Here is an 11,463-nt window from a genome sequence, read left to right on the forward strand (position 1 = left end):
GCAGGAACCGGTCCGTCGGGGTAGTCCTCACGAACCCGCCCCGCCTCTATCAGTCAGCCTGAAATCGTAGAACCCACAACCGCCTCAAGGCGTGGCATTTGCATGTCTGGATCACTCGCCCTGGCCCATTTCAGAAAGCTGTCGATACGCCTGTCGACTTTTTCCGCATGATTCTGCGCAATGTCCGAAAACCTGTGGTCAAGAAAGGGATTTCGGAACCGGTCGATGGTCGTTTTCACATAGGCTTCAGCTTCCTCACCCCTGCCCTGGGCAGCAAAGGCGGGGACGACTTCACGCATGTACATGTCCTTCAAGTCCGCCAGTTCCACGTCATCTTCGATGACTTCCCTGACAAATTGCCGGGACGCGGTGTCTGCCGTCAACCAGCGGGACACCATGTAGGTATGTCCGAGATTGAGGATGTAGAGCTTAAGCGTTTCGACCTGCTCCAGATCGTCCACAACACGCACGTCCCGGTGTTCACACGGCACGATGAGGCCGGGTTGGTTCTCAATCGCCCAAAGCGCATAAGGTTCGGCAACCGCACCGGCCGGTTCCAGCGGCTCGGACACGATCCGGTCCACCAGCGAATTTACCCACAGGACTTCCGACTGAAGCCAGGCGCGGAATTCTTCCGGGTATATCTGTGCAATGGACAGAACAAGATCCCGCAGGACGGCGCCATTTTGTGGGATGAGTTCCGCAGGCATGACCTGTATCGGATTTCCCCCGGCTGTGAAACGCTGGAACAGGAACCAGGCGAGTTTGGCCGGATAGGACATGTGCTGGGAGAATTCTGCGACCGCATCGGCTTGCTGCGGCCGAAAGCCGGCATCGGCAGTGTTGGAGATAATGATCCTGGCTTGCGCCTTGATGAGATCGGTAACCTCGGCAAGGTCGGAAGGAAGAGACAACCCTCGGGCAATGCTCCCGACAGTCTTTGAAGTATCCACCAACTCCCCCTCATCCACTCCCTTGACCTGGACACTGTATCCGGCGGGATCCGCCAACGCTTGCAACCGGCTCGCGCGGGAAGCGTCACCGCTGCTCTGAACAACGGCAATCCGCCCCAGTGCCCGTCCCTCCTGCAGGGCTTCAGATATGAAAAGGTCTGCGTGGGCTTGCAGAAAGCGGCTGGTCCCGAATTGGACAATCGGCGTTGTCGGCATGGTGTCTCCTTTAACTGATTTGTTTTTTATTATTTTAGACAAAAATGGTCAACCGAGTTTCCCGACCAGACAATTTCCGACCAAACGAAAACGGGCGCAATTCTTTCGAATTGCGCCCGTCACGGATTTCCCGCAATCAGATCTAGTGCTTTTCAATCACTGAAAAGACTGCAGATATGCAATGACGTTGTCGATGTCTGCTTCCTTACGAAGACCGGCGAAGGACATCTTGGTTTTCGGAACAACTTTCTTCGGCTTTGTCAGGAAGGCGGTCAGTGTTTCCTCATCCCAGACAAGTCCACCACCAGCAACTTCAACCATGCTCTTGGAGTATTTGAAGCCTTCAACCTGAGCGGCGGGTGCACCAACGATGCCATTCAAGGAAGGCCCAACCTTGTTTTTTGCACCATCGCCAACCGCGTGGCAGGCCTTGCACTTCTTGAAGACCTTTTCACCGGCGGCAGCATCGCCATCGGCCAGCGCTGGAGAAGCCAGCGCAAGGCCAACTGCCGCCACAAGGCATGAGATTGCGTATTTCATATCCAATCCTTTCCGTGTACGCCGAATTCGAAACAGGCTTTTTCGGAACAACCCGGTCGAAGGACGCTTCTGAGATTCATCGCCACAAGAAACGGGGTTTGGCCCGTTTTCTCTTTGATTTTCATCAAGCGGCCATCGCTAAATTCCGCTGCTGCAAGGCGTGTGGAGCCGCTTTATCCAAACTTTCTTTCTTTGCTGACAACCATTTCCCGATGGCGTTGGCAGGTTAGCCGCATGCAGGTCAGGCGAGCGCGGTCACCAGCATTCAGGCGCGCGACCTCGGCCTCGTCAAAATCGGGAAATACACCCAGGTAAACAGCGCGAATGAAGTGATCCAGAGCGCCCCCGATGACAGCATGACGGGGAAATAGTCCCAGAACTGCGTGCCGAATGTTCGTAAAAGCGCAGCTGCAATGACCGCCAGATAAGCCAGCATGATGGGCGTGGAGACAATCAACGGGCGCCCACTGTGACCAAGCGAAGCCCTGGTCATCATGGCAAGTGTCATCCCACCAACAGCACCGGCTGCAAGAAGATGGAGTGCTGCCGTTTCGCTGAACACGTTGAAAGTCAGACTGAAGCCATAGACAAGATAGCCGATGGAAAGCAGCAGGAAAGCGGCATGAAGGATCCAGAGGATCGGACTGTCCAGCGTGACCCAACCTCTCCAACCGGACACCCGGCAGAGATTGGCAGCCCCTGCCCCCAGACACAAAATCCCGAAGACCGTTTCAGGAACCGGCAGGACACTTGCCACAGCCGACAGGACCGCGAGCAGGATACCCGCCCTGTCGAGCCAGGCTCGCGATACCGGCATTGTCCCGGCATAACCAACCCGGTTAAGCGCATTGCGCGTGAACGCGGGAACGACGCGACCACCGATGATGACGATCATCGCGGCACTGACAAAAAGACCCAGTCGAACACCGGATTCCGCCGTTGCTTCCGTCCATCCCATCCACTCGAGGTGCATCAGCAGATTGCCTGTAAAGAGCGCACTCAGCAGGAACAGGAACACGATGTTTCGGACCTGGGACTTCTTGGCCAACCGTCCGATTATGCTGGTTGCGAGGATCGGTACAAACGCCAGATCCACAACCGCAACCAGAACCGGATCGAGCAATCCGGAGAACCAGACCGCTAACCGTCCCAACAGCCAGACCGCACCGCTGCAGGTTACAAACAACGCACCGGATTCCTTGGACCCCGTCCAGTTTGGTACGGCTGTGATGAAGAACCCGGCCATGACCGCGACCGTGTAGCCGAAGACCATTTCATGGGCATGCCACAGATGCGGTGCCATGCTCATCGGCAGGGAGACAAATGCTCCACCCGCAGCATGGACGCCAAGCCAGATGTTCCATGCAAGCATCGCAATGACCGAAAAAATGCCGGCTGCAAGAAAATAAAAGCGGAACCCGGCGGACAGAACCGTCGGGAATCGGTTAGCCATCCTGGACGAGTGCGGAGGGGATGTTGCGGCCATATGTCTGCCCTTAACGGGATTTCCGGTGTGGATTGAAATCGGGACTTGCTATTCAACAAGGTGGAGTTTGGTGATGGTCGCAGCACTGGCGACAAAAAGACTTGACCATCGTCAAGTCATAAAAAAATCCTGAGTATAAACCTCATATATACACTCCCGATTGGGAGGTTTCGAAAGATGGTTCGACGAGGAATTTGGAGCTTCTATGCTTGAAAACGGATGGATGAATTTCACGGCGGCGTTTGCAGTGTTCTTTGCATCACACATGGTCCTGGTCCGCCCCCCTGTTCGCCCGGTGCTGGTGCGGCTACTCGGTCAACGAGGGTTTTCGATCGCCTACTCTGCCCTCTCTGTTCTGATCCTCTGGTGGATGATCGACGCAGCGCAGACAGCCCCTTATGTAGAACTTTGGTCCTGGGAGCCTTGGCAGAATTGGGTACCGATCCTGGCAATGTTGCCGGTCTGCCTGATTGTGGCCTTCGGCGTGGCTGTACCAAATCCATTTTCGTTTGGCGGACTTCACAATGACCGGTTCGACCCAGATCACCCGGGACTTGTTCGCTGGATGCGCCACCCGGTCCTCGTTGCACTTTTCCTGTGGTCGACCGCGCATCTGATACCCAACGGAAATCTCGCGCATGTCATCCTCTTTGGCGCGTTTTCGCTGTTTTCGCTGCTCGGTATGAAGATCATCGACAAACGGCGGCAAAGGGAAATGGGAGACGACTGGCATAAACTGCAGCAAGCAACACGCAACGCCGGATTGCCGAGCGCTTTGCCGACGATGAATGCGCTTGTCCGGCTTGTGCTCGCAGTCATCGTCTATATGGCACTCGCCCATTCCCACGTCTATTTTGCGGGCGTGAATCCCTTTGCCTGACCTGATATCCGCCGCCCGGAATTACGTTCCTGACGAAGTGTTGATCAGCTTATTCGCCACATCGCCCGGTATATGCTGAAAAACACTTGACCTGACACTCAAATTTCTAGTTAAAACTGGATATCTGGGCAGAAAATCGATATTATTGGATATGTCAATTCAAACTCAAACTGATCCGGCGCAGGAACCTTCGGCGACACAACGTGCATATCTTGCGATCCGGCGCATGATCCTGATTGGCGAATTGCCACCGGGTGAAAAGCTCAAGATCGAAAAGCTTCGCGCCATTCTGGATATGGGCGGTTCGCCCATACGCGAGGCTCTCACGCTGTTGGTGTCCGACCTGCTGGTGGAACGCCTGGATCAAAGAGGGTTCCGAACGGCCGAAATCAGTCCGCAGAACTTCACTGAAATCCTGAAGCTCCGCTGTCAGCTTGAAGAGATGGCCCTGCGCGAAAGTCTGGCCAATGCAGATCATGCCTGGGAAGACCGGCTTGTGCTCGCTCATCATCGAATGATGCGTGAACCGCGAACCAACGTGGAACGGTTTGAAGAATTGCACAAAACCTTCCATCTGAACCTGTTGAGTGCCTGCCAGTCACCGGTTCTCCTGAAGTTCTGCAATCAGCTTTATGATCTCAACATCCGCTACCGCTACCTTGCCGGAAAGGCGCTGAACTATTCCAAGCGTGATATCAGCAAGGAACACACGGACATCATGAATGCGGCGGTTGACCGGGATGCGGACAAAGCCTGCCATCTGCTGCTCGACCATTACCGCACGACCGGCGCATTTCTGGAAAAGCACTTCACCTCGGTCGCGGCAGAATAGAAGATTTTGCGGTATGGCAAGACAGGGGGCCGGACTTCGGGATTCGGCCCCCCGCCCTGTTCAGGTGCCCTCAGGCACCAGAACCAGATCGAACGAAGCGAGTTGGTACGGTCCGTCAACCTTCCCCGATAACTCAAATCCTTCTGCCGGAAACGACCCGGCCGGTTTTTCCTCGTAGGTCATGACCAGGTCTTCGCGCACGCCGAACACGGTATCCTCATCGAGATAGGGATCGTCATCTGGAAAGATCTCGGTCACCAGTGGCCGGAAACCAGAAGCCTTGACGATGTAGTGCAGATGCGACGGCCGCCACGGGTGCCGTCCGCTCGCGCGCAGGATGTCGCCTACAGGACCGTCTCCGGGAACCGTGTAACTCACCGGTTTTACCGTGGTGAAGGCATAGCGTCCGTCTTTCCCGGTCGTCTGTATGCCGTGAAAGGAATAGGTGTCCTGATCCGGATCCTGACTTGAGTACATGCCGTTTGGAGCTGTCTGCCAGATATCCAGTTCGGCACCTTCGATCGGATTGCCTTGCGCATCCCGGATGGTTCCCTCAGCCAACAGCACCTGTTCCTTGAAGTCCTTTCTCAAGTCTCCACCGAACGGTAAGGGTGGCGCACCGGTAATGTGAAAAGGACCGAGAACACTTGAAGAAGTACCCGTTGGACTGGAATGCAACATGTCGACTAGGGAAGAAAGCCCCAGAACGTCGGACAGGAGAACGAACTCATGCCGTTCGTGGTCCGAGATCCTTCCGGCCCATTCCAGAAACTCGATCCCCTTGCGCCACTCATCGTGGGTCAGGTTGGTTTCGCGGGCGAAGGCGTGCAGATGCGACACCAGACTCTGCAGGATCTCCTTCAATCTCGGGTCCGTATCCGGCCCGAAATACCCCATGAAAACGTCCGTTATGTTGTCTTTGGTGACGTGACGCATAGAATTCCTCTCCAGGACCTAATTCAGAATTGCCAGGCTGAGCGACGGCCAGCGGATCAGCGCGATCAGGACGATCAACATCACCAGGGCAAACGGGAACGCTCCGACAAAAACATCCTTCAGTGATATCCGCGGGTCATTCAATGTGGCCTTGATGACGAAACACGAAATGCCGAGTGGTGGTGTCAGAAGGCCGATTTCCGCTCCGACGACCGTGACGATCCCGAACCAGATGAGTGAAAGTCCCATTGGCTCGACCAGCGGCAGGAACAGCGGCACAACGATCAGGATGATCGACGCAGTGTCCAACAGCGTTCCGAGGAAGATCATCATCAGGACATAGATGAACATGATCCAGAAGAAGCTCATCTGGGTCTCAGTCAACAGGTCCCCAAGCTCGTTCGGCAATCCGGCCAGTCCAAGCATTCGGCTGTAGATGGAAGCCGCAGTAATCAGGAACAGGATGGACGCGGTGATATGCCCGGTCTCCAGAAGCGCGTTCCATAGGGACTTGAGCGTCAGCTTTTTCCTGACGGCAGCGATCAGCAGTCCGAGCAGGGAACCGGCTGCCCCTGCTTCCACCGGCGTCAGCCACCCGGTGTAGATCCCCCCGAGCACCGCTGTTATCAGCAGCAGGGTTGGAACGGTCTTGTCCGCGATCTCCAGAGCAGACATCCACTCCGTGTCCTTGGCAGCGCGTCCTCCAATGTAGGAAGGTGTCAACCGCCCCATGAGGAAGATGGCAACCACATAGGCAATCGCAAGCAGGATGCCTGGAACGACACCAGCCAGGAACATGTCGCCGACGCTCTGCTCGGCAACAAAGGAATAGATGATCAGCATCGCGGAAGGCGGAATGATCATGCCTAGAACGGACGATCCTGCAACCACACCCACGGCGAAACGCGGATTGTAGTCAAAGGCCAGCATCTGCGGCACGGAAACCTTGGAGAAGACCGAAGCCGAGGCGATAGAGGAACCGGTCACGGCCGCGAAGACCGCATTGGCGCCGACTGTGGCCATACCGATGCCGCCCTTGACCTTCCGAAATCCGGAATTCATCACCGTGTAGATATCCGCGCCGAGCCCGGCTTTCGACACGATCAACCCCATGAAGGTGAAGAGCGGCACAGTCGCAAACGTGTACTCCATCACGCTGTCGCCGATCGCGATTTTCAGGAGGTTGATCGCCAGATCGAAGTTGTCCCTCATCAGGATGATCGAGACGAAGGAGACAAGGCCGAGCGCTATCGGAATATAGACGCCGAGATAGACCAGAACGACGATCGCGACGACAGACAGCATACCAATTTCGATAGGTGTCACGACTTATCCTCTGGTTGTTCATTCAGGCGAACCGGATCGATTTGCTTGTCCGGGCTCAGCACTTTCATCACAAACAGGACCGTGCAGAGCGTTGCACTCAGATAGATGGCGAGTTTCACCGGCCACCAGGGCGCCGTGAACACACCCGGCACTCCGAAAAAGTCCTGTGTTTCATACATTTCGACAAATTCCGGCCAGATGGCATAGGCGACAAGCGCCATGAAAACCGCCGAAGCAAAGTTGATCGCGCGCCGAAGCGTTTCCGCCAGCTTTGGCTTTGTTGTCTGCAGGATGGTCAAGAACCCGTCCGATCGGGTCAGTCTGTTTGTCCGCACGACATCCGGCAACTGCAGGAATACGATCAGAACCATTGAGAACTGGACAACTTCCACCGCACCGCGAAAAGGCGCGTTGAAGAACCCGCGCGCTACGACGTCATAATTCACGATCATGACCAGTGCGAGCACGATAAGGGTGCCAACTGCGTTGGCGGCAATGGCAACCCAGTTGGCAAGTTGTGATAAGGCGCGAACGCCATTTTCAAGTGGACGCAGCATCCCGGCGCTCCCGCTTATTCTCGCTGCGATTACTGTGTCAGTTCAGCTGACCAGTCACGGACAGGTGTAAAGCCGGCCTCTTGCAGCTTGGCCATATACGCCTTGAGCATGTCACTGCCGGGTTCGCCCTTGGCATCCAGGTCCGCAGCCCATTCGACAGCGATATTCGGCATGTTTTCAGCCCATTGCGCCCGTTCTGCCGGGTCCATTTCGACAACTGTTCCACCAGACTCCACATAGGCCGCCCGGCTTGCATCGGCGCGGTCCATTGCAATGGCGGCAACGTGGTCGCGATACTCCACGGCGACATCCTGCAGCACTTGCTTGACTTCGTCGGGAAGCTTGTCCCAGTAGTCCTTGTTGACCGTGATGGTCTTTGAATTTACCGCTCCGAGATCTGCCTTGAGCATGTAGGGCGCGACTTCCGCGATCTTGAAGGTCTTGGCAGCTTCCGGCCACAGCATCGCATTGTCCACCAGCCCGGTTTGCAGCATGTTGTAGAAATCCGTCAGACCGCCGCGAACACCGGCAGCTCCTTCAATCCCCTCCAGATAGCGCAGGTTCATACCGGCTCCGGCAACCTTGCTCCCCTCGACATCGGACACAGACGCGATCGGCTCCTTGGAGAACACCTGATAGGTGTCCAGCACCACACCTGTCGCCAGGTAGACCTGGTTCTGGGCTTCGAATTCCTTCTGCATGGTCGGGAATTCCTTGGCGATCTCATCGACGGCCTTTGCCACCGCTCTGGAGTCCGGGGCAATGAATGGCGTAACCGCGGCAATCGCCTGGCTTGGAAGCTTGGAGGAATGGAAGATCGTCGTGACGATGCCGATGTCTCCAAGCCCCAGCTTCACCCCTTCCAGGACCCCTTTCGGCTTGACGATGGACCCGCCATAACTTTCCTGCCAGTCCATCTTGTAGTTGCCGGTTTCAGCCAGACGCTTGTCGACTTCAGGAATGAAAAAGTTGGTGAATTCCTTGACCCAGAGTGCTCTGGACGGATAACCGTCGATCACGACCGCCTTGATCGTTTCAGTCGCAAAGCCTGGCATCGCAGTCGCGCTCAAGAGCGCCATTGCCAGCGCGCTCCGCCTTGTCATTTTTCCAATCATGGCATTCTCCTCCCAAAGAAAGCGAGACCGGTCAGGCTTTCTGCCAGATCGTCTCCATTGCGGTCCCCGATTGCTCGAACAGTTTTGAAAGGGGACAATATTTGGCAACTTCATCTGCAACGGACTGAAGTTCTTCCTCGTTCAGGGATCCGTCACAGGTCACCACCTGACGCAACTCGACAAAGGGGACATCGACCTCTTCTTCAAGGGTCACGCCCCTGCGATCGAACGCGCAGGAAATTTCGATGGACAGGCGCCCGATATCGACACCCATCTTGCCGGCACATTTGTGCCCGATCACATTGGTGCAGCCGGCCAGGGCTGCCAGCGCCGCTTCTGTCGGAGCCGGTCCCAGATTGGTCCCGCCGCGTGCCTCCGGTTCATCAATCGCAAAATTCAGATCCCGGATGCCGATATCCGTTCTGGAATGGGAAATTCCCTGTCCCTTTGCGCGAAGCTTGACGACTGTTTTTTCTCTCAAGGCCGGCATGTGACCTCACAAGAACTGGCACGCCGTGTCGAACGGAAGGCGCGGAAGCTTCTGAAAAAGCGCCGTTTCGTCGGCATAGCCCAAATTGCAGAGAAAATTGGATTTCAGTGTCGTTCCGGCGAAGAACTCCTCATCGACGATCTTGTTGGAAAAGCCGGACATGGCTCCAACGTCGAGCCCGAGCGCACGCGCGGCGATCATGAAGTAGGCGCCTTGCAATGTCCCGTTCCGGAAAGCCGTTTCTTCAGAGTGTTCAAGCTTGCCTTCAAAGAAGTGCCGCCGGTCCTCATGAGGGAAAAGAAAGGGAAGCTCCTTCCAGAACTCAACGTCATGAGCAACGATCACCGTTGCCGGTGCGGACATCATCTTGTCGACATTCTTGTCCTTGAGCGCCTTGGCCAACCGCTGCTTGGCCTCCGCCGTTTCAATGAAGAAGAACCTTGCCGGACAGGAATTCATGCTCGTCGGCCCGGCCGCAGTAATGTCGTAGATCTTCTTGAGAAGTTCCCGCGGCACGGGCTTGTCCTGCCACGCATAGTGTGAACGCGCTCCACGAAGGATCAGATCAATGCCGTCATCTTCCAGCTTGCCGATCTTTTGACGGAGCTTTCGAATGGCGTCATGGGCTTCCGAACGAAGCTTTTCCAATGCCTCGCCTGAAGGCACCTTGGGCGCACGCATACTCATTCAGCAGCCTCCGTAGTCGCAATGTCTTCTTCTGCGACGATCGGGTTGGCGCAAATACCGATACCCTCGATCTCCACTTCAACGGTCTCACCAGGCCGCAACCAGCGCTGCGGTGTCTTTGCATGGCCGACCCCCGGAGGCGTCCCCATGGCCAGCAGGTCTCCAGCCTCCAGGGTTGTGAATTCCGAGATGGTGGAGATCGTGCGGGCAACGCTCCAAAGCATGTCCGAAGTCGTTGCGCTCTGCAGAATTTCCGAGCCCACACGGGATTCGATTTTGAGCCCCTCCGCTCCTTCCGGCAACTCGTCCGGTGTCACGACAACCGGACCGATGGGTCCTGTCGCATCGAAGTTCTTGCCCGGCGTCCATTGATGGGTTTTGCGCTGATATTCGCGTACCGAACCATCGTTGAAGAGCGTATAGCCGAAGACGTGCCCCAACGCGTCGCCCTCGCTGATGTGCTTGCCCCCTTTGCCGATGATGACCATCAGCTCCGCTTCGTAGTCCAGCTGTTCAGAGCAGGACGGCCTCACCATGGGTGCCCCGGCCGGGATCATCGACGTCGAACACCGCATGAAAAGCGCAGGATAGGTGGGAACGTCATAACCACCTTCCTTGATGTGATCGACGTAGTTCAATCCGAGGCAGACGATCTTGCCCGGCCGCGCAACCGGCAGGCCCGGCGTTATCGAAGCGACCGGCTCCGCGTCCACCTGGTCCTTTCCGGCAATCAGGCCCTGAAGATCCACTGTCTCATCGATCAGGGCCTTCAGATCCACGCCAACCTTGCCGTCGATCGCCGTCAGGTTCCAGGCCCACTCGCCTTCAACGAGATAGACACCCTGCCCTGACACACCCGTTCCCACTAAGAATCGCATACTAGCCTCGGTGTTTCCCTGTTTTTTGTTACTTTGACGACTATTTTTATAATTGTCAAATAATATCGATTTTTTTAGAATAGCGAAAAATAGGAGATGAAACATGCCGAAATGGGCCGACTACAAACGCATCGCCAAGGAACGCGGTGCCCTTGCTCTGGAACTTTATGTGGTGAACTCGGTTCCAGCCGGGCCGGATGTGGACCTGCCGGGCACATTGCCGGATCACCTTGCCTACCAGGCCAGACTGGAACAGGAGGGCAAGCTTGTCTTTGCCGGTCCCGTTTCCGATTTCTCGGGAGAAGACATGAACGGTGAAGGGATGATCGTTTACCGCGCGGCCTCTCTTGAAGAGGCCCGGGCTCTTGCCGCGGAAGACCCGATGCACAAGAAGGGCGTCAGGAGTTTCACTATCAGACGCTGGATGATCAACGAAGGCAGCTTCACGCTCAACATCGGACTGTCGACGGGAAAGGTGGATCTCTCCTGAGACGTGCCTTGCCCGCATTCACTCTTTTGGGGAATTGGGCGACGAGGCACGACTTAATATCTTCATGGGAGCGACTG

13 protein-coding genes are annotated in these 11,463 nt (G+C 56.0%); 3 read left to right on the top strand and 10 right to left on the bottom strand.

Annotated elements, in window-relative coordinates; genetic code table 11:
• Window positions 1-53: 53 nt before the first annotated feature.
• The 3 genes from ABLO27_RS16480 to ABLO27_RS16490 all read right to left on the bottom strand — a co-directional run bounded on the left by ABLO27_RS16480 (window position 54) and on the right by ABLO27_RS16490 (window position 3,195).
• The gene (locus ABLO27_RS16480) at window positions 54-1,169 is read right to left on the bottom strand and encodes a mannitol dehydrogenase family protein (RefSeq protein ID WP_353034025.1); all 1,116 of its coding nucleotides are present in this window, start codon (window positions 1,167-1,169) and stop codon (window positions 54-56) included.
• A gap of 156 nt (window positions 1,170-1,325) precedes the next feature.
• A complete protein-coding gene (locus ABLO27_RS16485) occupies window positions 1,326-1,709 on the bottom strand; it encodes a c-type cytochrome (RefSeq protein ID WP_353034026.1) in 384 nt (127 codons plus the stop codon).
• Window positions 1,710-1,974: 265 nt separating this feature from the next.
• Window positions 1,975-3,195, bottom strand: coding sequence for an NnrS family protein (locus ABLO27_RS16490; protein WP_353034027.1), 1,221 nt, complete (start codon window positions 3,193-3,195; stop codon window positions 1,975-1,977).
• A 205-nt stretch (window positions 3,196-3,400) separates the two neighbouring features.
• On the opposite strand from ABLO27_RS16490, the gene ABLO27_RS16495 reads away from it, so the two are divergent.
• Together ABLO27_RS16495 and ABLO27_RS16500 are read left to right on the top strand one after the other, a co-directional pair.
• Window positions 3,401-4,075 carry an NnrU family protein gene (locus ABLO27_RS16495; protein ID WP_353034028.1) on the top strand — a complete coding sequence of 225 codons (675 nt, stop codon included), beginning with the start codon at window positions 3,401-3,403 and terminating at the stop codon, window positions 4,073-4,075.
• Between the two features lie 151 nt (window positions 4,076-4,226).
• Window positions 4,227-4,907, top strand: a complete 681-nt coding sequence (locus tag ABLO27_RS16500; protein WP_353034029.1) for a GntR family transcriptional regulator — start codon at window positions 4,227-4,229, stop codon at window positions 4,905-4,907.
• A gap of 60 nt (window positions 4,908-4,967) precedes the next feature.
• Here the strand turns inward: ABLO27_RS16500 and ABLO27_RS16505 are convergent, their stop codons facing one another.
• The 7 genes from ABLO27_RS16505 to ABLO27_RS16535 are packed head-to-tail and all read right to left on the bottom strand — an operon-like array spanning window position 4,968 to window position 10,896.
• On the bottom strand, window positions 4,968-5,843 hold the full coding sequence (locus tag ABLO27_RS16505) for a dioxygenase (protein ID WP_353034030.1): 876 nt from the start codon (window positions 5,841-5,843) through the stop codon (window positions 4,968-4,970).
• A gap of 18 nt (window positions 5,844-5,861) precedes the next feature.
• Window positions 5,862-7,169 carry a TRAP transporter large permease gene (locus ABLO27_RS16510; RefSeq protein ID WP_353034031.1) on the bottom strand — a complete coding sequence of 436 codons (1,308 nt, stop codon included), beginning with the start codon at window positions 7,167-7,169 and terminating at the stop codon, window positions 5,862-5,864.
• Window positions 7,166-7,726: a TRAP transporter small permease subunit gene (locus tag ABLO27_RS16515; protein WP_353034032.1), complete on the bottom strand. Its 561-nt coding sequence runs from the start codon at window positions 7,724-7,726 to the stop codon at window positions 7,166-7,168. Before ABLO27_RS16515 ends, ABLO27_RS16510 begins: the two co-directional genes overlap by 4 nt.
• A 29-nt stretch (window positions 7,727-7,755) precedes the next feature.
• Window positions 7,756-8,841, bottom strand: coding sequence for a C4-dicarboxylate TRAP transporter substrate-binding protein (locus ABLO27_RS16520; protein ID WP_353034033.1), 1,086 nt, complete (start codon window positions 8,839-8,841; stop codon window positions 7,756-7,758).
• A gap of 31 nt (window positions 8,842-8,872) precedes the next feature.
• Window positions 8,873-9,331, bottom strand: coding sequence for an OsmC family protein (locus ABLO27_RS16525; protein ID WP_353034034.1), 459 nt, complete (start codon window positions 9,329-9,331; stop codon window positions 8,873-8,875).
• Between the two features lie 6 nt (window positions 9,332-9,337).
• A complete protein-coding gene (locus tag ABLO27_RS16530; RefSeq protein WP_353034035.1) occupies window positions 9,338-10,018 on the bottom strand; it encodes a malonic semialdehyde reductase in 681 nt (226 codons plus the stop codon).
• Window positions 10,015-10,896: a fumarylacetoacetate hydrolase family protein gene (locus ABLO27_RS16535; RefSeq protein WP_353034036.1), complete on the bottom strand. Its 882-nt coding sequence runs from the start codon at window positions 10,894-10,896 to the stop codon at window positions 10,015-10,017. Before ABLO27_RS16535 ends, ABLO27_RS16530 begins: the two co-directional genes overlap by 4 nt.
• Before the next feature lie 103 nt (window positions 10,897-10,999).
• Between ABLO27_RS16535 and ABLO27_RS16540 the strand changes: the two genes are divergently transcribed.
• Complete coding sequence (locus ABLO27_RS16540; RefSeq protein WP_353034037.1) at window positions 11,000-11,386, top strand: YciI family protein; 387 nt, start codon at window positions 11,000-11,002, stop codon at window positions 11,384-11,386.
• Window positions 11,387-11,463 lie beyond the last annotated feature (77 nt).

The organism is Roseibium sp. SCP15 (genome assembly GCF_040329435.1).
Classification (GTDB): domain Bacteria; phylum Pseudomonadota; class Alphaproteobacteria; order Rhizobiales; family Stappiaceae; genus Roseibium.